Genomic DNA, 21,392 nt, shown 5'->3' with positions numbered 1-21,392 from the left:
GGTGCGGCTCTACCCGATGATGGCCAATCTGCGGGACAAACGGTGTCTCGTCGTCGGCGGCGGACACGTGGCGGAACGGAAGATCGGCGGCCTGCTGAACACGGGAGCCGTCGTCACGGTCGTCAGTCCCGCCTGCACGCCGGCGGTCGATTCGTGGGCGGAAGCGGGACGCATTACGCTGCACCGCCGCCCGTTTGTCCCTGACGACGTGCGGGACGCGGTCGTGGTGATCGCAGCCACGGACGATCCCCGCGTCAATCTGGCTGTCCACCGGGCGTGCGGCCCGCACCAGTGGGTCAATGTCGTCGACCGCCCCGACCTGTGCACGTTTACCGTTCCGTCCGTGGTGGAGCGGGGCGATATGCAGATCGCCATTTCCACGGGCGGACACAACCCCGGTCTGGCGAAAAAACTGCGCCGGCAGTTGGAGGAGCGGTTCGGGCCGGAGTACGGAGATTACACGGCCTTTTTGGGAGCGATGCGGGACAGGGTGCTCGCGCTCGGACTGGACGAAACACAGCGCCGGGCCGTTCTGGCCGAACTGCTGGACGACCGCTTCCTGCAGTGGACCGCGGCGGGAGAAACAGAGCGGCGCGATCAGGAAGCGGAGCAGGTGATCCGAAACCTGGGGAAACCCTGAGCGAAATCTAGTGAACCGGCAGCCCGGACAACGGGTGTTCCGGTTCTTTTGCTTTTTCCGGCCAAAGTTGTATAATTTTAGCGATACCTGTTTCATTTCGCAACATATTGGAGGCAAGAACATGGCGAAGATCAAGGTAAAAGGCATCGCGCCGTACCCGGGCTTGCGGGATCTGCTGCTGGACATCGCAAAAGAAGACGACCGGATCGAGATGGATGTGGAAATCGCCGATCTGGAAGAGGCCCTGCCCATTGTGCTGCAGGCCGAGAAGCAAAAGTACGACGTGATTGTCAGCCGCGGCGGAACGGCCCTGCTCATCCGCAAGCACGTGTCCATTCCGGTCGTGGACATCCCCGTCTCCGGCTACGACATCCTGCGCGTTCTCACATTGATCAAGGATTCCAACAGCAAGCCGGCCATCATCGGCTTCCCGGGAATCTGTCAGGGGGCGGCGACCGTCTCCAGCCTGCTCAACCTGGAAATACCCGTTTACCCCGTTCACCATGAGTCGGAAGTAAGAGGCGCGCTGGAGCAGGCGACCAATCAGGGCGCGCAAATCGTACTGGGCGATGTCGTCACGGTGAGGACCGCACAGGAAATGGGCTATCACGGCATCCTCATCACATCCGGCCGCGAGTCCGTCCAGGAGATGTTGACGGAGCTGGTGTACGTCCACGATATCTACATGAAGGGGCAGGAAAAGGCGCGTTTTTACGAGGAACTCCTGCAGCACGACACGACAGGCGTGCTGGCGGTGCGTGCGAACGGCGACATCCTGTACGCGAATCCTGCGGCGCAGGCGTGGCTGGGCAATGCCGACGCGATTCCGCCCGCAGTTGCGTCCCTGCTTTCCGCCGACCAGCCGGACGGCACAACGGTCACAGCGGAACACGTGGCGATACAAGACCGTTTGTGCGATATCCGGATTGCCGCCCGCACAAAGGAGGAACCGGCCGCTTTCGTTCTCTACCTGCAGGAAAGCAAGGGCGTGCCGCCTCGGCCATTTCGGGAGATACAGACGCCGGAGCGCCTGGCCGCGTTTGCGCAGGTGATCGGGTCCAGCCGGGAGATCGCGAAAACGGTAAAGCGGGCCCAGACGTACGCGCAGACGAACAAAAGCGTCTGGCTCACCGGGGAGATGGGCAGCGGCCGCATGCATTTTGCCCAGGCGATCCACGTGGCGAGCAGACAAGGCCGGCACCGATTCTATTCCGTCTGCTGTTCAACCGCAGAGGAAGAGAGGCTGGCGGAAGAACTGTTCGGAACGGAAGGAAAACCAGGTTTGCTTACAACCGCATCTGGAGGAACCCTGTACCTGGAGGAAGCGGACAAGCTGTCTGTTCGCCTGCAGGATCAGTTGGCGGCCGAGCTGCAAAAAGGGGGACGGCTGCGGCTGATTGCCTCCTCCACCCTGTCGCCCGGACAGGTCGCGAAACGAGGCGGCTTTTCCTCTCTTCTGCTCCACCAGCTCGCCGAGTGCCAACTGCGCATTCCTCCGCTGCGGGAACGCGTAGAGGACATAGGGGAATTGGCGCGTGTGCTCATCGCCCATCACAATTCGGCGTACGGCAAGCACATCGTCGGCATCAGGGAAGAGGTAATCGAACGGCTCGCCGAATACGACTGGCCCGGCAACCTGAAAGAATTCGAAAACGTCGTGGAAGAAATGCTGCTGCTGACGGAGGGCCACTATGTGGGCCTGGAGGAATGGCAGGAAGCGTGGCAGCGGTACAGTGCGGAAACACGTGCCGGAAACGGGGGGCTGCCCCTGGCCGGATTGAATCTGGAGGGAAGTTGGGAAGAGATTGAACGGCAAATTTTGCTGCACGTGCTGAAAGAAGAAGGCATGAATCAATCACGTGCGGCCAAACGATTGGGCATCAATCGAACAACGCTGTGGCGAAAATTGGGAGGAGTGTTGAAAAAATAAACAGTTTGAATATTGAATCCCCCTTTGACCCGTCTTATAATGACTATTGAAAGCGATATCAAATAGCTATTGTTTCAATTTTAAACAATAGTACCAAAGGGGGCACTTGCGCATGAAAATTAAAGCATCCATTGAACGGATTCCGGGCGGCATGATGATCATTCCGCTGCTGCTCGGTGCGGTGATCAATACCGTGTTTCCCGGGGCGGCGAAGACGTTTGGTTCGTTTACAGGTGCGCTTTTGACCGGAGCACTCCCGATTCTGGCTGTCTTCTATGTGTGCATGGGCGCGACCATCGACTTCAAGGCGACGCCGTATATCGCGAAAAAGGGCGGTGCCCTGCTGGCTGCCAAGGTGGGGACGGCTGTCGTGCTTGGCTTTATCGCTGCGAAATTTCTCGGCGAAGGCATGGTTGAAAGCGGATTCTTTGCCGGATTGTCCGTATTGGCGATCGTTGCCGCGATGAACGATACGAACGGCGGCATGTACATGGCGTTGATGGGACAGTTCGGGAAGAAAGAAGACGTAGGGGCGTACTCGATCATGAGCCTGGAGTCGGGGCCGTTCCTGACGATGGTGACGCTGGGTGTGGCAGGTCTTTCCGCCTTTCCCTGGGAAACGCTGGTCGGCGCCATTTTGCCGCTCGTCGTCGGCATGATTCTCGGCAACCTCGACAAAGACATGCGCGACTATCTGGGCAAGGCCGTGCCGGTACTGGTGCCGTTCTTCGCCTTTGCGCTCGGCGCCGGTCTGAACCTTCAGAATGTGTGGAAAGCCGGACTGCTGGGGGTATTGTTGGGAGTGGCGGTGGTCGCCATTACCGGCATCGTGCTCTTTACTGCAGACAAATTGACTGGCGGCAACGGGATCGCCGGTTTGGCCGCAGCCACCACCGCGGGTAACGCCGTGGGTGTGCCGGCCGCTGTAGCTGCCGCCAATCCCGTGTACGAACCATTGGTGCCGTCGGCAACAGCGCTGATCGCTTCCTGCGTGATCGTGACCGCCATTCTGGCACCGATCGTAACGGCTTGGTGGGCGAAGCGGATCGGCGTCAACAGCAACACGGCTCAATCATGAGCCATCGAGAAGGAGGGAGTGTCCCGAGGCAGCGGCTCGGGACGCTTCGCTTCGATCGTCAGAGGAAAGAGGCTCCCGGCTGGCTGTTCTGCCTTCCCGCTGCGGCTCGGCGGATGATGTGCGGACGGTGGGGGTAGACAGCCGGGATGGGAGAAACATGGACAGAAGGCGAGGCAACAGTCATGAGAAAAATAGGCATCATCGCAGACGACCTGACAGGCGCCTCGGATTCAGGCGTTCAGTTTGCGCGGATGGGCTTGGAGACACGCGTTCTTTTTGATTGGAAAAACGCGGCCGCGGAGTGCGTCGACACGGACGTCGCGGTCATGGATACGGACAGCCGCTCCCTCCCGATGTCGGACGCGTACGCCAGGGTGAGGGAAGCGGCGCAGTATTTGCGTGAACTGGAGTTCCAACACGTGTATAAAAAACTGGATTCGACGCTGCGCGGCAATCTCGGGGCGGAAATCGACGCGGTGATGGACACGATTGCGTTTGATTTCGCCGTCGTCGCCCCGGCCTATCCCAAAATCGGCCGTGTGACGAGAGGCGGGAGACACTTTCTCAACGGGACGCCCATCGACCAGACGGAGATGGCCCGCGATCCCAAATGCCCGGTGAGCGAATCGGACATCCCCAAGCTGCTCGCCTCTCAATCCAAACGGAAAACGGGACTGGTCCCGCTGGCTGTGCTGCGGGAGGGGGAGGAAGCCGTTCGGGCACAGGTGGACAGACTGCGGCAGGACGGCGTGGAAGTGATGGTCTTCGACGCCGAGTCGGACGACGACATGCAGCGGATTGCGTCAATCATGACGGGGTACCGGGCACGGATCTTGTGGACCGGCTCCGCGGGACTGGCCGATGTTCTTCCCGAGACGCTGGGACTTGCGGGACGCCCCCGGCCGAGGGTGGCGATCGCCCCGGGCGGAAAACCGGTGCTGCTGGTTGCGGGAAGCATCTCGCAAACGACACAGGAGCAGGTGAGGCGCGTTTGCGAAGCGCCGCACGTGGCTCGCGTGGAGCTGAATCCCCTCGCCCTGCTGGCAGGGGAGGACGAGCAGCAGCGGGAACTGGAGCGGTGCGTCCGGGAACTGGAGGAAGCGGTCCAGAGCGGACGGGATGCGGCGTTCTATTCCCTCGCCACCTCCGCCCATGTAAAAGGGGCCAAGGAGTTGGGGGAGGCCCGGGGGATGACGGACACGGACATCTCCAACCGGATCGCGGATGCGCTGGGCACGGCCGCCGCGGCCATTGCCGCCCGGCATGACCTGCAGGGGATGATTCTCACCGGAGGAGACACGGCGAAAGCCGTATGCCGCCACTTGGGTGTCAGCGGCATTCAGCTCCTGGACGAAATTGAGCCGGGGATTCCGCTCAGCCGCCTCGTTGGCGCACACCCGCTGTTTGTCGTCACGAAGGCGGGAGCTTTTGGCACCAATCACACGCTGCTTCATGCGTTACACGTTTTGAAAGGGGATCGGGAACATGAGTAAACCGATTGTAGGCATTACGATGGGCGATGCCGCCGGGATCGGCCCGGAAATTATTGTAAAGGCGCTGGCAGATCCGGCTGTCTATCAGATGTGCCGGCCGCTTGTCATCGGCGACGCGAAAATGTTGGAGCGCGCCAACCGCATCACGGGAGCCGGATTGTCCGTGAGCCGGGTCAGTGATGCGGGCACGGCGAAGTACGAACACGGCGTGATCGACTGCCTCGACCTTGACCTGCTGCCGGAAGACCTGCCGTTTGGACAGGTATCCGCCCAGGCCGGGGACGCCGCGTTCCGCTTCCTGGAAAAGGCGATCGAACTGGCGAAATCCGGGGAGATCGACGCCATCTGCACGGCGCCGCTCAACAAGGAAGCGCTGCACAAGGGCGGGCACATCTACCCGGGTCATACGGAAATTCTGGCGGAACTGACCAATACCAAGGATGTTTCCATGATGCTGTCCGCTCCCAAACTGAGAGTGATCCATGTGACGACCCACGTGGGGCTCATCGATGCGGTGAAAATGATCACGCCGGAGCGGGTCTACAAAGTCATCGTCCTGGCTCATGAGACCTTGAAGAAGGCGGGGATTTCCTCCCCGAAGATAGCCGTTTGCGGAATCAACCCGCACGCGGGCGAAAACGGGCTGTTCGGATACGGCGAAGAAGAGGAAAAAGTGGTGCCCGCGGTTCGGCAGGCGCAGCAGGAGGGCATTGACGTGGTGGGACCGCTCCCGGCTGACACCCTCTTTTTCCGCGCGACGCGGGGAGACTTCGACATTGTCGTCGCGATGTATCACGATCAGGGACACGGTCCTGTCAAGGTGCTCGGCTTGGAAGCCGGTGTGAACATTACCGTGGGGCTTCCGATTATCCGCACCAGCGTCGATCACGGCACAGCGTTCGATATTGCCGGAAAAGGCGTGGCTGACGAGCTGAGCATGAAAGAGGCGATCCGTCAGGCGGTCGAACTGGCGCCGAAACGGGCGTAACGCGCGTTCGCGGTGTCGGCTTTACTGTAAAGCATGGTCTGGCCTGAACCGAGGCAACACTCGCAGACTGTCATAAGGCTACGGCACGGAGGGAAAAGTCCGGGAGATTTGATATCTCTCGGACTTTTTCAAAAATAATCAAAATCGATAGACAATTAAAAATGGATACAATATCCTTAGAGAAGAATCCTTTTCGTACGGGGGAAAACCTATGTCTACCAGCCAACCGCAAACAGGGAAGGAACGTGCCGCGGTTCAGCCGGAGCGAAAAGGGATGCGGCTCGCGCTGAAAAAGCCGCTTTGGTTCGCGCTCTCGGCACTGGCCTTCCTCCTCGTTTACTTCGGCCTGCAGGACTACATGGAGTACGCGCCGCGGGTGACGCTGGCGATTACGCTCGCGGTCATCGTCTTGTGGGTGCTGGAGCCGATTCCGTTTTCCATGACGGCCGTGATCGTCTTGTTTGCGCTGCCCATGTCGGGGGCGGTCTCGACCGATTTGATTCTGTCCGGCTTCGCGTCGCCGGCCATTTTTCTCATCGTGGCGGGCATGATGATCGCCAGCGCGGTGGAGCAGACCTCGCTGGGCAAGCGGTTGGCGTACCAACTGCTGTATTGGTTCGGGGAAAAGAAGGGCGGCGTCCTTGCCGGCATCCTCCTCATCCCGCAGGTGATGGCCTTCTTCATCCCGGCGGCTGCGGTCCGCACCGCCATGCTGCTGCCGATCGTGTTTTCCATCGCCTCCATCCTGGGCGTGCAGGCGGGCGATGCGAGGGGGAAAACATGGATGATGGGCGTGGTGGTCGGCTGCGGCATCAGCGGAACCGCCGTGCTGCCGGCGGCGATCGGCAACGTCATCACCGTCGATTTGATCAACACCTACCTGCAGCAGCGCGTCACCTACGCGGACTGGCTGCTGCTGGCGCTGCCGATGTGGCTGATCCTGGTTCCCGTCTCCTGGTGGGTGCTGTACCGCTGTTTTCCCGAGAAAGACGGAATCCCCACAGGGCTCACGGCAAAAATGAAGGCGATGATCGCGGAGCTCGGGCCGATGACTTCGCGGGAGAAACGGCTCCTGGCCATCCTCTGCGCCGTCTGCGTGATGTGGGCGCTGGAAGGCATCCACGGCTGGCCTCCTGTCATTCCGGCGCTGATCGGTGCCGTGCTGATGGCCTGGCCCGGCATCAAGGTGGCCGACTGGGACAAAATCCTCGACATCCAATTTGCCCCCCTGATCATGCTGGGCGTGACGCTGTCTCTGGGCAGGGCGCTCTACGAGACGGGGGTGACGGACTACCTGTCCAGATGGATGGAGAACGACCTCACGCTGTACCTCTTTTCCAATCCGGCATTGGCGGTCCTGACGGTGACGATTCTGACCCAACTGATTCACAAGGTGACGTCCAACGTGTCCACGGCCGTCATCGCCACGGTTCCGGTGGTGATGGCGCTGTCCGCCCACGCGCAGAATGCACCCGCTCTGCTGCTGGCGTTTGTCGCGGGATTGACGTGTCTGTTCGGCTTCATCCTGGTGGTGGAGACGATCCCGGGCGTGATGGTGCACGGGACCGGCTGGGTGACGCAGCAGGATTTCTTCAAGCCCGGTTTCTGGTTGACGCTGGCGACGACGGGTATCACCTATCTGATGGCCGTAACCTGGTGGTCCTGGCTTGGATACATGTAGCCGTTTTTCAAATGAAAGCGCTTTTATAAAAGGATTGACAAGGGTTTGATGAGAATACTATCATGATCATAAGAATTGGATCCAATATCCATAACGTCTGGAGAGAGGAGGAGCCATGAGCATACAGGAAGGATGGAAGGGACGGTTTTACGAGGATTTCGAGGTGGGGGACGTGTATCCCCATCCGCTCGGCCGGACCGTGACGCAGACGGACAACATCTGGTTCACCCTGCTGACGCAGAACACCAATCCCATCCACTTTGACGCCGAGTACGCGTCCAATACGGATTTTGGCCGGCCACTGGTGGACTCCACGTTTACGCTGGCGCTGGTCACTGGCCAATCGGTGGCGGACGTCTCGCAAAACGTGATGGCCAATCTCGGCTGGGACGACGTGCGGCTTCCCGCCCCCGTCTTTGAAGGTGACACCATCTACTCGTACAGCGAGGTGTTGGAGAAGCGGGAGTCCAAGTCCCGTCCCCACGTCGGCATCGTCAAGGTGAAAACGGTTGGCTACAATCAGCGCGACGAGGTGGTCATCCAGTTTACCCGCACCTTCATGGTGTACAAGCGCGGCCATGGCCCCGAAGCGGTCAGCGATCGGGTCCGGCGCGTGCGGAATCAGGCGTTGAAGCAGGAGTAGCCTTGGCGCAAATCGCAATGGATCGCAGGAGACAGCGGAAACATCGGGGAAAGGAGGTCGTCCGCGAAAATTTTTTGCAATTTTCAGTATTAATGAACGTCAGGTCGGGAAACGATCCATACCAGAAAAAGGGGGTCTTCGCATGAAAAAAGGTTGGAACGCATGGATGGCAGGCTGTCTCGCTGCACTGCTGCTGACGGCGGCGGGATGCGGCGGTTCCAAGCCGCAGGGCAGCGCCGCCTACACGAAAGAGAATCCGCTGATCGTCAAGTTCTCTCACGTCACTACGGCTGAGAGTCCAAAGGGCAAGGCCGCGACCAGGTTCGCCGAGCTGCTGGCGGAAAAGACCGGCGGCAAGGTGAAGGTGGAAGTGTATCCGTCTTCCCAGCTGTACGGCGACAAGGACGAACTGGAAGCGCTGCAGGCGGGGAACGTCCATGTCATCGCCCCTTCGGCGACGAAGCTGGTCGGCTTCAACCCGTCCTTCCAGATTGTCGACATGCCGTTCCTTTTTAAAAACCACGATGCGGTCATCAAATTCTGGGACGGGGAGCTGGGCAAAAAGCTGATGAATTCCCTGGAAAGCAAAAATTTGCTGGGGCTGGCCATGTGGGAAAACGGGTTTAAAGTGTTCACCTCCAGCAAGCCGATCGCCAAGCCGGAAGATTTCAACGGGCAAAAATTCCGCACGCAGGCGGGCAAGGTGCTGGAAGCGCAGTTCAAGGCGCTGGGGGCGGGGGCCGCAACCATTCCGTTCGGGGAAACCTACACCGCCCTGCAGCAGGGAACGGTGGACGGCCAGGAAAACACCTGGAACAACATCGACACGCAGAAGTACGAGGAAGTGCAGAAGCACCTGCTGGTGTCCAACCACGGACGGATCGACTACATCGTCCTGACCAACAAGAAGTGGTACAGCGCCCTGCCCGAAGACATCCGCAAGGCCTTCGACGAATCGATGGCGGAAGCGACCGCATACGAGCGGGAGCTGGCCGTTCAGTTGGACAAAGGCTCCGAAGAGAAGCTGCGCGGCTCCGGCAAGATGCAGGTGGTCGATCTCAGCGAAGCGGAACGGGAAAACTTCGTCAAAGCAATGGAAGCGGTCTACAGCGAGTTTGAAAAGACGATCGGCAAGGAGTTTATTGACGGCGCCCGTCAGTTGTAACGGCTGCGGGCGGCCTGAGAGAAACAGACGAGGCACCGTTTCCGCCGGGGACCGGTGCCTTGGGGCGAACCAACCAAACCGGGGAGGTTGAAAGCGATGTCCAAATGGCGGGAAAGGTATGCCGCTTTTGAAGATTTTCTCGCCGGCTCGCTGATCGTGATCGGCGTTGCCTTGATTTTTTACGGAGTGGTGTGCCGCTACGTCTTCAACAGCCCGAAAGCGTGGGTCGACGAAATTTCCACCTACTTCGTCGTCTGGGGAACGCTGATCGGCTCAGCGGTTGCCTTGAGGGAAGGGCATCACATCCAGGTGGACGTCCTGTACGATCGCCTGCCTGCCTCCCTCCAGAAGGTGTGCAACGTGTTTGCCAATGCGCTCGGCGTCCTGTTCTGTTTCTGTTTCATCTTTTTCGGCGGCAAACTGCTGGCGCTCTACATGGAGACGCAGCAGCAGTCCACCGATGTGGGGATTTTCCTCTGGATCGTCTATCTGGTGATCCCGCTCAGCGGACTGATGCTGGGCTACCGCTTCCTTGACAACCTGCTGGCCAGCCTGAAAAAAGAGGTGAAGATCGAGTGGAATGGATAGTGTTTCTCGTCTTTTTTCTGCTGCTGCTCCTGCGGGTTCCGGTGGCGGTCTCGCTGGTGGTGTCGGCCGCGCTCGCGCTCATGGACAGCGGGTTTAACCTGGACGTGCTGCCGCAAAAAATCTTTTCGTCGCTCAACGTCACCACGCTGATGGCCATCCCCGGCTTTATTCTCGCCGGCGTCCTGATGGCGCGCGGCGGCATCTCCAAAGCGCTGATCGACGCGCTCAGGGCGTGGGTGGGCCATTTTTCCGGCGGGCTGTCCGTCGTCACCGTCCTCGCCTGCGCGGTGTTTGCCGCCATCTCCGGTTCCAGCCCGGCGACCGCCGCCGCCATCGGAGCGATCATGATCCCGGGGATGGTGGAGGCCGGGTACAGCAAGCGATACGCGATGGGCCTCGTGGCCGCTTCCGGCACGCTGGGGATTCTCATCCCGCCGTCCATTCCGCTGATCGTGTACGGAACGGTGGCCGAGGAATCGATCGGCAAGCTGTTTATGGCCGGGTTTTTGCCGGGCCTGTTTTTGACCGCCGTCCTCGTGGTCGTGGCTATCGTGTACGCCCGCTGGAAAAACTTCGGCCGCCTGCCGAAAGCGAGCTGGCACGACCGCTTCGTCTTGAGCGTCAGGGCGCTGCCCGCCGCACTGCTGCCGCTCTTGATCCTCGGCTCCATCTACAAGGGGATCGCGACGCCGACGGAAGCCTCCGTGGTCGCCTGCGTCTACTCCCTGCTTGTCGCCGTGTTCGTCTACCGCCAGATCACGTGGAAGGACGCGCGGACGATCCTGCGGGAGACGGTCAACACCAGTTCGATGGTGTTCTTCATCATCGCCGGCGCCACCGTCTTCGGCCTGTACCTGACCAATGAGCAGGTTCCCCAAAACATTGCCGCCTGGATCATGGAAGGCGACATCAACAAATGGACGTTTTTGATCGCGTGCAACATCCTGTTCTTCGTCATGGGCATGTTTTTGGAGCCGACCTCCATCATCCTGATCACCCTGCCGATCTTCCTGCCGATTTTGAAGCTGCTGGGGATTGACGTCATTCACTTTGCGATCATCATGACCGTAAACATGGAATTGGGGATGGTGACGCCTCCTGTCGGTCTGAACCTGTTCGTGGTCAGCGGCATCGCCAGGGCCAAGCTGGAAGAGGTGGTCAGGGGAGTCATGCCGTTTATCGCCCTGATGATCCTCGTTCTGGTCGTCATCGTCGTCTGGCCGCAGCTCTCGCTCTGGCTGCCGGTGCAGATGGCCAACTGAGCGGGAATTGACTGGAAGCGGCCGATTCTGTAAAAATGGGAGATAGCTGCCAACAGGCGTACGGGAAATGCATACGATTGTCAGGAGGATACACCCATGAAGCGAAGCCACTTGCGATTACATGACCGTTCCACACTGCTTGAGCGGGTCGTCTCCCGTCTGCGGGAAGCGATTCTCAGGCGGGAGTTTCAGCCGGGGGAACGGCTCGTGCAGGAGGAGCTGGCCGAAGCCATGGGCGTCAGCCGGATGCCGATCCGGGAGGCGCTGCGCCAACTGGAAAAAGAAGGGCTGGTCACGCTGGAGCCGCACAAGGGAGCCATCGTGACGCCGGTGACATCCGATGACATCGAAGAGATTTACTATCTGCGCTCGGTGCTGGAAGCGATCGCGGCGGAACGCTCCCTGCCCCATCTGACCGATGACGACAAGCGGATGCTGGGGCAGTTGGCCGAAGAGATGGAAGAGGCCGTCCAACGGGGAGACGCGGAGCAGTTCATTGCGAAAAACGCTGAATTTCACCGCATGATCCGCAAGGGATGCCGCTGGCGCCGGGCGCACATGATCCTGGAGATGCTGTGGCACGGATTTCCGCCGCACACGCCCGGCATGCTGCCGGGGCAGATGGAGCGGTCGCAGGCCGAGCACAAGGAGATGCTGGAGCTGATCGAATCAGGTGATGCCAAGCGGCTGTCCGAAGTGATCCGCAAACACATCTTGCGGACGGGGGAAGCGTTTAAGGAACACCTGGCGCAGGGCGAGTAACCGAGCGATACATGTGTGGGGATTGTTTTTTTCAATCCTTCACAATTTTTCTTTGTATTGGATCCAATATCCGATATCCAAAGTGGGGCCAGAGGAGGAGCTTGTAATGGGAAAGGTTTTGGAACATCACAGCAAACGGTTGATTCGTCAGGTTGGCGTCCCGACGCCGGAACACTGGGTGGCGGACACCGCCGAGGAGGCGGAAGCGATCGCCAAACGATTCGGCAAGCCGGTGGTGCTGAAGGCGCTGGTCCCGGTCGGGAAGCGGGGCAAGGCGGGGGCCGTCACCTTTGCAAAGACGCCGGAAGAAGCGAGAGAGCGGGCCCGGGAACTCTTGGGCATGACGGTCAGCCACTTTCCGGTCGACAAGATCCTGGTCGAGGAAATGCTGGAGATTGCCAAGGAACTGTACGTCTCCATCACCATTGACAAGCAGAAACAACTGCCGGTGATCATCGCCTCGACCGAAGGGGGCGTGGAGGTGGAAGAGCTGGTGGCCGAGCATCCCGACAAGGTGGTGATCGAGCACGTCGATCCGCTGACGGGGCTGGCCGACTACAAGACGAAAGAGGTGTGGAGCCGCCTCGGCTTAAACGGCAGGGAACTGCTGCAGGCGAGCGACGTCCTCGCCAAGCTGTACGCCGCTTTTCTCCACTACGACTGCCAACTGCTGGAGATCAATCCGCTCGCCGTCACCGCACAGGGCTCGCTGGTGGCCGCCGCGTCGGTGATGGCCGTCGACGACGCCGCGATGTTTCGACAGAAGGGGCTGGAGGGGATGGTCGAAGTGGGCGGCGAACGGGCGTGGCGTCCGCTGACGGAGCTGGAAAAGCGGATGATCACCGTGAATGACGCCGATTACCGGGGTACCGCCCGCTACACAGAGATGGACGGCGGGGATATCGGCTTCATGTGCGGCGGCGGCGGGGGCAGCCTGCTCAGCTTTGACGCGCTGGTCGACCTGGGCGGCCGGCCGGCCAACTACTCGGAAACGGGTGGAAATCCCCCGGAAGAAAAAGTGTACGGCCTGACCAGAGGAATCCTCTCCAAGCCCGGCGTCAAAGGGCTGTTTGTCGCCCACAACATCACCAACAACACGCAGATCGACGTGATGGCCCGGGGGATCGTCCGGGCGCTGGCGGACACGGGCATCGATCCCCGGACGTTTCCCGTCGTCGTGCGGGAAGCGGGCGTCAACGACGAGGTGGGCAGACGGATATTTACCGAGGCGGGCGTGGAGTACTACGGCGAAGAGGTGACGATTTGCGAAGCGGCGGCGGCGATGATCGCGCGGATGCGGTCCGCCTATCCGGACTTGTATACGTAAAACGGGAAAACGAGGAGGAGAGAGCATGGCCATTTTGATTGACAAGCGCTCGCGCATCGTCATCCAGGGAATTACCGGACGGGAAGCGACGATGGTGACCCGTCACACGCTGGACTACGGTACCAACGTGGTGGCCGGGGTGACGCCGGGGAAAAAGGGGCAGCACGTACACGGGGTTCCCGTGTACAACACGGTGCGGGAAGCGGTTGACGCCCATCAGGCGGACACCAGCCTGGTCGTCGTGCCGCCCGCCTTTGCGCTGGATGCCGTGCGGGAAGCAATCGACAACGGCATCAAGGTGATCGTGGTGACGACGGAGAACATTCCCCAGATGGATACGGTCAAGATGCTTCACCTCGCCAGGCAGAACGGCGTCCGGATCATCGGCCCCAACACGGTGGGCATGATCAACCCGAAGGACCGGGTGAAGCTGGGCTCGATCGGCGGCGACAACCCCGACCGCTGCTTCGTGCCGGGGCATGTCGGCGTGATCTCCCGCAGCGGCGGGATGACGGCGGAAACGTCGTGGATGGTAAAGCGGGCCGGATTTGGCGTCAGCACCAGCGTGGGCATCGGCGGCGACGCGCTGATCGGCACGACGATCCGCGACCTGCTGGAATTGTTCGAACGAGACCCGGATACGCATGCGGTCGTGACGTTTTCCGAACCGGGCACGACGTTTGAAGAAGAGGCAGCCGCGTTTGTCAAAAGCGGCGGCTTTCGCAAACCGCTGATCTCCTTCATCGCCGGGCGGTTTACAGAGCGGATGCCGGAGGGAACGGTGTTCGGCCATGCCGGGGCGCTGATCCTGGGCAATGTGGGACGCCCGTCCGGCAAGGCGCAAAAGCTGCGGGAGGCGGGGGCCCACGTGGTGGAGCGGTACGATGATTTGATCGAGGTCCTGCAATCCGTATTGGCGGCAAAGGAGGCGAAGTAAATGTCACTGAGCAGACAACTGGCCGGTTTTATCGCCCGGACCCGCTATGAAGACCTGCCGGCGGAGACGGTGGCGTTCACCAAACTGTGCATCCTAGACTGGCTCGGCTCCGCGCTGGCCGGCGCGGCCAAACAGCCGGTGCGGATAATTCACGAGCTGGCGAGGGAGTTGGGGGGGAGCGGACAGGCGACGCTGGTCACCGGCGGCAGGTCGTCGGTCGCCAACGCGGCGCTGGTCAACGGAGCCGCCTCTCACGTCGTTGAACTGGACGACATCCACAAGCAGTCGATCATTCACGCCGCCACCGTCGTCATCCCGACGGCGCTGGCCGCTGCCGAGTGGCTGAACAGAAGCGGCAAAGAACTGATCGCGGCGGTCGCGGTCGGCTACGACGTCTGTTTCCGCGTCGGCGAGGCGGTCAGCCCGTCCCACTACCGCTTCTGGCACAACACCGCCACCTGCGGAACGTTTGGCGCAGCAGCGGCAGCGGCCTCCTTGCTTCGACTGGACGAGGAGCAAATTGTCCACGCGCTGGGCAATGCGGGGACGCAGGCGGCGGGACTGTGGGAGTTTATCGTCGACGGCGCGATGTCCAAACAGCTTCACACCGGCAAAGCGGCGATGAACGGGCTCTTGGCCGCCCTGCTGGCGCAAAAAGGGTTTACCGGCCCCTCCCGCATCCTCGAAGGGGAGCGCGGCTTTTTCCGGGCGATGGCGGAAACCGTTGACGAGTCGCGGATTACCGACCGGCTGGGGGAGCATTTCAAAATTGCGGAAAATTCATTCAAGATTCACGCTTCCTGCCGCCACACCCATCCCGCCGTCGATCTCGCCCTCAAGCTGCGCCAACAGTCCTGCATCCGTACGGAGGAGTTGCGCCGAATCCGGGTGGGCGGCTATCGGTCGGTGCTGGCGATCACCGACAATCCCGACCCGCAGACCGTGTACGCGGCCAAGTTCAGCCTGCAGTTCTGCGTCGCGCTCGCCCTCGTCAAGGGCAGGGCGGGACTGGCCGACTTCAGCGAGGAGACGCTGCACGATCCGGCAGTCCGCTCACTGATGGAGCGGGTGGAGCTGACGCTTGACCCCGACGTGGATGCCGCTTATCCGGAGCGGTGGGGATCCAGCATGGAAGCGGAGACAGTGGCGGGAGAAGTGCTGCGCCTCGTGGCCGATTACCCGAAAGGGGACCCGGAAAACCCGGTGACGGCAGCGGAATTGACGGAAAAGTTCCACGACCTGGCCGCCCATTTGCCCGAGGACACAAGGCGAAGCTACCTGGAGACGATCCTGCACCTGGAAACGATCGCGGACGTCGGCCGATTTTGGGACGAAAGGAGCCGCGTGTCGTGAACGAACTGTCCACCCGCCGCTTCCTTCTCGCCCGGCTGCACTCCTTGGCCGGACTGGTGCCGCTCGGCCTGTTTTTGCTGGAACACCTCTACTCCAACGCCATCGCCTTGATGGGACAGGAGGCGTACGACCGGCACGTCCAGACGTTGTCGGGCATCCCCTTTCTGCCGGTCGTCGAGGTGCTGTTCATCGCCCTGCCGCTCTTGTATCACGCGGTGTACGGCATCTACATCGGGATGATGGCGAAAGTCAATCCGTACCGCTATGCCTACCGGCAGAACTGGCTGTTCGTCGCGCAGCGGGTGAGCGGGGGGATCACGCTGGTGTTTGTGCTCTACCACATCTGGGCGTTTCGCCTCTCCAGCCTGTTGTTTGATGCGCCCGTCAATTACGAGGCGGTCCAGGCCCATCTGCAAAACCCGTTCATTTTTGCCTTTTACGTGCTGGGTGTGATCGCCACCACGTTTCACTTTTCCAACGGATTGTGGACCGGTTTGATTACCTGGGGAATCACCGTCGGCCCGCGGGGGCAGCGGATTTCCTCGGTTCTGCGGACGCTCTTGTTCGCCGCCCTGTGCGGCGTCGGGGTGGGGGCGCTGATCGCATTTTGGTAAGAAGGGAGGATGTGTCATGAACGAAAGCATCATCGTCGTCGGCGGCGGACTGGCCGGCCTTATGAGCGTGATCAAGATTGCGGAAGCGGGAGGAATGGTCAAGCTCTTTTCTGTCGTGCCGGTCCGCCGCTCCCACTCCGTCTGCGCGCAGGGGGGCATCAACGGCGCGGTGAATACGAAAGGGGAAGGCGACTCCGCCTGGGAACACTTTGACGACACGATTTACGGGGGAGACTTTTTGGCCCATCAGCCGCCGGTTAAAGCGATGTGCGAGGCGGCGCCGGAGATCATCTACCTCTTGGACCGGATGGGTGTGCCATTCAACCGCACGCCGGAAGGGCTGATCGACTTCCGCCGGCTCGGCGGGGCCAAGTATTCCCGCACCGCCTTTGCCGGCGCCACCACCGGCCAGCAGATTCTCTACGCCCTGGATGAGCAGGTGCGCCGCTTCGAGTCGGAAGGGCGGGTGGAAAAGTTTGAATATTGGGAAATGCTTTCCCTCATCCTCGATGACGAAGGGGTCTGTCGAGGCATCGTTGCTCAGGATCTCAAGTCGATGGAGATCAAGGAGTTCCCCGCCGATGCGGTGATCCTGGCGACCGGCGGCATCGGGATGATTTTCCGGAAGAGCACCAACTCGCTGATCAACACCGGCAGTGCCCACAGCATCGCCTACCAGCAGGGGGTGCATTACGCCAACGGCGAGTTCATCCAGATTCATCCGACCGCCATCCCCGGCGACGACAAGCTGCGGCTGATGTCGGAATCGGCGCGCGGGGAGGGAGGGCGCATCTGGGTCTACAAGGACGGCAAGCCGTGGTACTTTCTGGAGGAAAAGTACCCGGCATACGGCAACCTGGTGCCGCGGGACATCGCCACGCGGGAAATTTTCCACGTCTGCGTCGACCTGAAACTGGGCATCAACGGAGAGAACATGGTCTACCTCGACGTGTCCCACCTGCCGAAGCGGCAGTTGGAGCAGAAGCTGGGCGGCATTCTCAGCATCTACGAGAAGTTCGTCGGCGACGATCCGCGCAAGGTGCCGATGAAGATTTTCCCCGCGATGCACTACTCCATGGGCGGTCTGTGGGTGGATTACAACCAGATGACCAACATCCCCGGCCTGTTCGCCTGCGGCGAGTGCGAATTTCAATACCACGGCGCCAACCGGCTGGGGGCCAATTCGCTGGTGTCGGCCATCTACGGCGGGATGGTGGCGGGGCCGAAAGCGGTCGAGTACGTCCGCGGCCTGAAGAAGTCGGCCCAGGACCTGTCGCCCAACCTGTTCGCCGCCGAGCGCAGGCGGCAGGAAGCGTACATGGAACGCATCTGCCGGATGGACGGCTACGAGAACCCGTACCGGCTCCATGTGGAGATGAGCGACTGGATGGTGGACAACGTAACCGTGGTCCGCTACAACGACCGCCTGCAAAAGACGGACGAGAAGCTGCAGGAGCTGCTGGAGCGCTGGCAGAAGATCGGCGTGGACGACACCTCCGACTGGTACAACCGGACGGTGACGTTTGTCCGCCAGTTGTGGAACATGCTGCAGTTGGCCCGGGTGATCACGCTGGGGGCGCTCCACCGCAACGAGAGCAGGGGCGCTCACTACAAGCCGGAGTTTCCCGAGCGCGACGACGCCAACTGGCTGAAGACAACGCTCGCCATCTACACGCCGGAGGGGCCGCTTTTCCGCTACGAACCGGTCGATCTTGCCTACATCCAGCCGCGCCCCCGGCGCTATGACGTCGTGAAGGAAGCGGCGGACCGGGCATCCGACCGGGGCTCTGTGGCCGCCCGTCAACAGGCATAGAGAGGAGGGTGTCGGGATGAACACGGTGCAGATGAAGGTAAAGCGGCAGGACCAGCCGGACGGCGAGCCGTACTGGGAGGAGTTTGTCGTCCCGTACCGGCCGAACATGAACGTGATCGCCGCGCTGATGGAGATTCAAAAGAACCCGGTGAATGCGGCGGGCCGACAAGTGAGGGCCGTCGCCTGGGAGTCCAACTGTCTGGAAGAGGTGTGCGGGGCGTGCAGCATGGTGATCAACGGCAGGGTCAGGCAGGCGTGCTCCGCTTTGGTCGACAAGCTGGAACAGCCGATCTGCCTGGAGCCGATGGCCACGTTTCCCGTCGAAAAAGACCTGGCGGTGAACCGCAAGCGAATGTTTGACGCGCTGCAGAGCATCAAGGGCTGGATCGCCATCGACGGCACCTACGCCTTGGGGCCGGGACCGCGTGTCTCGCAGGAGCAGCAGCAGGAGCTGTACGCGTATGCCACCTGCATGACCTGCGGCTGCTGTCTGGAAGCTTGTCCGAACGTCAACGACCGCTCCCCCTATCTCGGGCCGCAGGCGATGGCGCAGATCCGCTATTTCAACGCCCATCCCACCGGGGCGATGATGAAGGAACAGCGCCTGGACGCGGCGATCAGCGACGGGGGGATCGCCAACTGCGGCCAATCGCAAAACTGCGTCCAGGTCTGCCCCAAAGGAATTCCGCTGACCACGGCCCTGGCTGAAGTAAATCGGGATGCCAACCGGCATGCCTGGAAGAGGTGGTTTTTCTCATGAGAGAAATCAAGTATGACGCCATTGTGGAGGCAGTGGCCGACATGTGCCAGCGGGCCAACTACGACCTCGGCGCGGATGTCGTCCAGGCGTTCCGGCAGGCGATTCGTTCGGAAGTGTCGGAGACAGGCCGGGACGTGCTGTCACAGTTGATGGAAAACGCACAGATCGCCGCCCGGGAACGGGTGCCGATGTGCCAGGATACCGGCGTTGCCGTCTTTCTCGTGGAAGTGGGGCAGGACTGCCGGATCGTCGGCGGCAGCCTGTACGACGCGATCAACGACGGGGTGCGCAAGGGATACAGCGAGGGGTATCTGCGCAGTTCCATCGTCGGTCACCCGCTGGAACGGGTCAATACAGGAGACAACGCTCCCGCCGTCACGCACGTGGAGCTGGTGCCGGGCGACAAACTGACCATCCACTTCTCCGCCAAGGGCGGCGGCAGCGAAAACATGAGTGCGCTCAACATGCTGAAGCCGTCCGACGGGGTGGAGGGGGTCAAAGCGTTTGTACTGGAGACGGCGCGGAACGCGGGTCCCAACGCCTGCCCGCCGATGGTCGTCGGCGTGGGCATCGGCGGAACATTTGAAAAGGCGGCCTACCTGGCGAAGAAGTCGCTGTTTCGGCCCATCGGCGAGCGCAGCCCCCGGCCGGAAATCGCCGTACTGGAGGAGGAACTGGTGGAGCTGTGCAACAAACTGGGAATCGGCCCGCAGGGAATGGGCGGCCGGACGACGGTTCTGGACGTCAAGATCGAGATTTACCCCTGTCACATCGCCTCCCTGCCCGTTGCCGTCAACATCAACTGCCACGCCAGCCGGCACAAGGAAGCCGTGTTGTGACACGGAGCCGGGTGAAGGAAGCCAAACGGAAGGAGGATGGACACGATGGCAGTCAAACACATTACCGCTCCGTTGACGGATGAGGCGGTGGCCAGCCTGCGGGCAGGCGACCGGGTGCTGATCAGCGGCGTGGTCTACGCGGCGCGGGACGCCGCCCACAAGCGCATGATCGAAGCGTTGGATCGCGGGGAGCCGCTCCCGTTTGACGTCAGCGGGCAGGTGATCTACTACGTCGGTCCGACTCCGGCCAAACCGGGGCAGGTGATCGGCTCGGCCGGCCCGACGACGAGCGGCCGCATGGACACATACGCGCCCCGGCTGCTCGCGCTGGGGTTAAAAGGGATGATCGGCAAAGGCTATCGCAATCAGGAAGTCAAAGAGGCGATGGCGAAACACAAGGCGGTCTACTTTGCGGCGGTGGGCGGCGCGGGCGCGCTGCTGGCGAAAACAATCAAGGTGCAGGAGCCGGTGGCCTACGAAGACCTCGGCCCGGAAGCGGTGCGCAAGCTGGTGATCGAGCAGTTTCCGGCCGTGGTGATCAACGACATGTACGGCAATGACCTGTACCGGCAGGGCGTGGAACAGTACCGGGAAGAGTGGGGAGGGGGCGGAGGCGGAAGATGACGCTGGTTCGTTCGTGGATGTTCGTGCCGGGCAACAACCGGCGGCGGCTGGAAAAGGTGAGGGAGCTGGCGGCTGACGTGATCATTTACGATTTGGAAGACGCCGTGCCGCTTCAGGAAAAAGCGAGCGCGCGGGACATGGTGCGCCAGGCGGTACAAGAAAACGGCAGCCGTCCCCAATACGTGCGGGTGAATGACCCGACCACGCCGTTTTACCTGGACGACCTCAACGGCACGATCGGGCGCGGACTGACGGGCATCGTTCTGCCAAAAGCGGCAAACCGTCAGCAGATTCTGGCTGCGGACGCCCACCTGACGCAGCTTGAGCATCACGGGAATCTGCCGTGCGGCTCGATGGAGATCGTCCCCCTGATTGAAACGGCGTCCGGTCTCTACCACGCCTATGACATCGCCTCGGCAAGCGCCAGGGTGAAGCGGCTGGCGTTCGGTTCGGTCGACTTTGCCCTCGATATCGGCGCCCGGCTGACGCGGGAAGGAACGGAACTTTTGTTTGCCCGCTCCCAGTTGGTGGTGATCTCTCGGGCAGCCGGCATCGAACCGCCGATTGACGCCGTTTTCGTGGACGTCAAAGATGCGGAGGGACTGCGAAATGATGCCCGCCTTGCGAGACAGCTCGGTTTTCAGGGCAAGCTGGTGATCCATCCCGACCAGATCCCGATTGTCCATGACGCGTTTTCCCCGACGGCGGAGGAAATCGCGGAGGCGAAAGCGGTCTCCGCCGCCTTTGACGAAGCGCTCGCTTCCGGCAGCGCCGCCATTTCTGTCAACGGAAAACTGGTCGACTACCCCGTGGCGGAGCGGGCCAAGCGGATCCTCCGGCAGGCGGAAGCGCTGCAGCACCTCCGCACTTGACCCCGCGGCCTCGATGTGATACA

The 21,392-nt window shown here is 61.3% G+C and carries 20 protein-coding genes; all 20 read left to right on the top strand.

Going from position 1 to position 21,392, the window contains the following annotated elements; translation table 11 throughout:
* Position 1: 1 nt before the first annotated feature.
* The 20 genes from A6764_RS18675 to A6764_RS18580 all read left to right on the top strand — a co-directional run bounded on the left by A6764_RS18675 (position 2) and on the right by A6764_RS18580 (position 21,369).
* Positions 2-640: a precorrin-2 dehydrogenase/sirohydrochlorin ferrochelatase family protein gene (locus A6764_RS18675; protein WP_065067890.1), complete on the top strand. Its 639-nt coding sequence runs from the start codon at positions 2-4 to the stop codon at positions 638-640.
* Positions 641-761: 121 nt separating this feature from the next.
* Positions 762-2,570 carry a PrpR N-terminal domain-containing protein gene (locus tag A6764_RS18670; protein WP_065067891.1) on the top strand — a complete coding sequence of 603 codons (1,809 nt, stop codon included), beginning with the start codon at positions 762-764 and terminating at the stop codon, positions 2,568-2,570.
* 112 nt (positions 2,571-2,682) lie between these two features.
* Positions 2,683-3,648, top strand: a complete 966-nt coding sequence (locus tag A6764_RS18665) for a 2-keto-3-deoxygluconate permease (RefSeq protein WP_065067892.1) — start codon at positions 2,683-2,685, stop codon at positions 3,646-3,648.
* Between the two features lie 182 nt (positions 3,649-3,830).
* Positions 3,831-5,141 carry a four-carbon acid sugar kinase family protein gene (locus tag A6764_RS18660; RefSeq protein WP_255309751.1) on the top strand — a complete coding sequence of 437 codons (1,311 nt, stop codon included), beginning with the start codon at positions 3,831-3,833 and terminating at the stop codon, positions 5,139-5,141.
* The gene (gene pdxA, locus A6764_RS18655) at positions 5,134-6,129 is read left to right on the top strand and encodes a 4-hydroxythreonine-4-phosphate dehydrogenase PdxA (RefSeq protein WP_029097825.1); all 996 of its coding nucleotides are present in this window, start codon (positions 5,134-5,136) and stop codon (positions 6,127-6,129) included. The genes A6764_RS18660 and pdxA overlap by 8 nt, the downstream gene beginning before the upstream one ends.
* 211 nt (positions 6,130-6,340) lie before the next feature.
* A complete protein-coding gene (locus A6764_RS18650; protein WP_065067894.1) occupies positions 6,341-7,810 on the top strand; it encodes an SLC13 family permease in 1,470 nt (489 codons plus the stop codon).
* 115 nt (positions 7,811-7,925) lie between these two features.
* On the top strand, positions 7,926-8,453 hold the full coding sequence (locus tag A6764_RS18645) for a MaoC family dehydratase (RefSeq protein WP_065067895.1): 528 nt from the start codon (positions 7,926-7,928) through the stop codon (positions 8,451-8,453).
* Positions 8,454-8,595: 142 nt separating this feature from the next.
* Entirely contained in the window at positions 8,596-9,618 is a 1,023-nt protein-coding gene (locus A6764_RS18640; protein ID WP_065067896.1) for a TRAP transporter substrate-binding protein, read from the top strand.
* A gap of 96 nt (positions 9,619-9,714) precedes the next feature.
* Entirely contained in the window at positions 9,715-10,206 is a 492-nt protein-coding gene (locus tag A6764_RS18635; RefSeq protein ID WP_065067897.1) for a TRAP transporter small permease, read from the top strand.
* The gene (locus A6764_RS18630) at positions 10,194-11,468 is read left to right on the top strand and encodes a TRAP transporter large permease (protein ID WP_065067898.1); all 1,275 of its coding nucleotides are present in this window, start codon (positions 10,194-10,196) and stop codon (positions 11,466-11,468) included. Before A6764_RS18635 ends, A6764_RS18630 begins: the two co-directional genes overlap by 13 nt.
* Before the next feature lie 96 nt (positions 11,469-11,564).
* Positions 11,565-12,230: a GntR family transcriptional regulator gene (locus A6764_RS18625; RefSeq protein ID WP_065067899.1), complete on the top strand. Its 666-nt coding sequence runs from the start codon at positions 11,565-11,567 to the stop codon at positions 12,228-12,230.
* A gap of 106 nt (positions 12,231-12,336) precedes the next feature.
* On the top strand, positions 12,337-13,557 hold the full coding sequence (locus tag A6764_RS18620; protein WP_065067900.1) for a succinate--CoA ligase subunit beta: 1,221 nt from the start codon (positions 12,337-12,339) through the stop codon (positions 13,555-13,557).
* 25 nt (positions 13,558-13,582) lie between these two features.
* Positions 13,583-14,494 (top strand): succinate--CoA ligase subunit alpha, encoded by a 912-nt coding sequence (locus A6764_RS18615; protein ID WP_065067901.1) that lies wholly within the window; start codon positions 13,583-13,585, stop codon positions 14,492-14,494.
* Complete coding sequence (locus tag A6764_RS18610) at positions 14,495-15,847, top strand: MmgE/PrpD family protein (protein WP_065067902.1); 1,353 nt, start codon at positions 14,495-14,497, stop codon at positions 15,845-15,847.
* Entirely contained in the window at positions 15,844-16,461 is a 618-nt protein-coding gene (locus tag A6764_RS18605; RefSeq protein ID WP_083989887.1) for a succinate dehydrogenase cytochrome b558 subunit, read from the top strand. The genes A6764_RS18610 and A6764_RS18605 overlap by 4 nt, the downstream gene beginning before the upstream one ends.
* Positions 16,462-16,477: 16 nt before the next feature.
* The gene (gene sdhA, locus A6764_RS18600; RefSeq protein WP_065067903.1) at positions 16,478-18,274 is read left to right on the top strand and encodes a succinate dehydrogenase flavoprotein subunit; all 1,797 of its coding nucleotides are present in this window, start codon (positions 16,478-16,480) and stop codon (positions 18,272-18,274) included.
* Between the two features lie 16 nt (positions 18,275-18,290).
* On the top strand, positions 18,291-19,034 hold the full coding sequence (gene sdhB, locus A6764_RS18595) for a succinate dehydrogenase iron-sulfur subunit (RefSeq protein ID WP_065067904.1): 744 nt from the start codon (positions 18,291-18,293) through the stop codon (positions 19,032-19,034).
* Positions 19,031-19,873 carry a fumarate hydratase gene (locus tag A6764_RS18590; RefSeq protein ID WP_065067905.1) on the top strand — a complete coding sequence of 281 codons (843 nt, stop codon included), beginning with the start codon at positions 19,031-19,033 and terminating at the stop codon, positions 19,871-19,873. Before sdhB ends, A6764_RS18590 begins: the two co-directional genes overlap by 4 nt.
* A gap of 45 nt (positions 19,874-19,918) precedes the next feature.
* A complete protein-coding gene (locus A6764_RS18585; RefSeq protein WP_065067906.1) occupies positions 19,919-20,497 on the top strand; it encodes a Fe-S-containing hydro-lyase in 579 nt (192 codons plus the stop codon).
* Positions 20,494-21,369 (top strand): HpcH/HpaI aldolase/citrate lyase family protein, encoded by an 876-nt coding sequence (locus A6764_RS18580; RefSeq protein ID WP_065067907.1) that lies wholly within the window; start codon positions 20,494-20,496, stop codon positions 21,367-21,369. The genes A6764_RS18585 and A6764_RS18580 overlap by 4 nt, the downstream gene beginning before the upstream one ends.
* The last annotated feature ends 23 nt before the right edge of the window (positions 21,370-21,392 follow it).

The sequence above is a fragment of the Brevibacillus sp. WF146 genome, from assembly GCF_001673705.2.
Taxonomy (GTDB): Bacteria; Bacillota; Bacilli; order Brevibacillales; family Brevibacillaceae; genus Brevibacillus; species Brevibacillus thermoruber.
Note: the sequence above shows the minus strand (reverse complement) of the source record. Positions and strands in the feature narration are given on the sequence as shown.

Excerpts from the sequence above, each read along its gene's own strand:
- A6764_RS18625 (WP_065067899.1), top strand. The coding sequence starts at position 11,565 with ATGAAGCGAAGCCACTTGCGATTACATGACCGTTCCACACTGCTTGAG.
- A6764_RS18660 (WP_255309751.1), top strand. The coding sequence starts at position 3,831 with ATGAGAAAAATAGGCATCATCGCAGACGACCTGACAGGCGCCTCGGAT.
- A6764_RS18670 (WP_065067891.1), top strand. The coding sequence starts at position 762 with ATGGCGAAGATCAAGGTAAAAGGCATCGCGCCGTACCCGGGCTTGCGG.
- A6764_RS18635 (WP_065067897.1), top strand. The coding sequence starts at position 9,715 with ATGTCCAAATGGCGGGAAAGGTATGCCGCTTTTGAAGATTTTCTCGCC.
- A6764_RS18665 (WP_065067892.1), top strand. The coding sequence starts at position 2,683 with ATGAAAATTAAAGCATCCATTGAACGGATTCCGGGCGGCATGATGATC.
- A6764_RS18580 (WP_065067907.1), top strand. The coding sequence starts at position 20,494 with ATGACGCTGGTTCGTTCGTGGATGTTCGTGCCGGGCAACAACCGGCGG.
- A6764_RS18620 (WP_065067900.1), top strand. The coding sequence starts at position 12,337 with ATGGGAAAGGTTTTGGAACATCACAGCAAACGGTTGATTCGTCAGGTT.
- sdhA (WP_065067903.1), top strand. The coding sequence starts at position 16,478 with ATGAACGAAAGCATCATCGTCGTCGGCGGCGGACTGGCCGGCCTTATG.
- A6764_RS18650 (WP_065067894.1), top strand. The coding sequence starts at position 6,341 with ATGTCTACCAGCCAACCGCAAACAGGGAAGGAACGTGCCGCGGTTCAG.
- A6764_RS18590 (WP_065067905.1), top strand. The coding sequence starts at position 19,031 with ATGAGAGAAATCAAGTATGACGCCATTGTGGAGGCAGTGGCCGACATG.
- A6764_RS18645 (WP_065067895.1), top strand. The coding sequence starts at position 7,926 with ATGAGCATACAGGAAGGATGGAAGGGACGGTTTTACGAGGATTTCGAG.
- A6764_RS18585 (WP_065067906.1), top strand. The coding sequence starts at position 19,919 with ATGGCAGTCAAACACATTACCGCTCCGTTGACGGATGAGGCGGTGGCC.
- sdhB (WP_065067904.1), top strand. The coding sequence starts at position 18,291 with ATGAACACGGTGCAGATGAAGGTAAAGCGGCAGGACCAGCCGGACGGC.
- A6764_RS18640 (WP_065067896.1), top strand. The coding sequence starts at position 8,596 with ATGAAAAAAGGTTGGAACGCATGGATGGCAGGCTGTCTCGCTGCACTG.
- A6764_RS18615 (WP_065067901.1), top strand. The coding sequence starts at position 13,583 with ATGGCCATTTTGATTGACAAGCGCTCGCGCATCGTCATCCAGGGAATT.
- A6764_RS18610 (WP_065067902.1), top strand. The coding sequence starts at position 14,495 with ATGTCACTGAGCAGACAACTGGCCGGTTTTATCGCCCGGACCCGCTAT.
- pdxA (WP_029097825.1), top strand. The coding sequence starts at position 5,134 with ATGAGTAAACCGATTGTAGGCATTACGATGGGCGATGCCGCCGGGATC.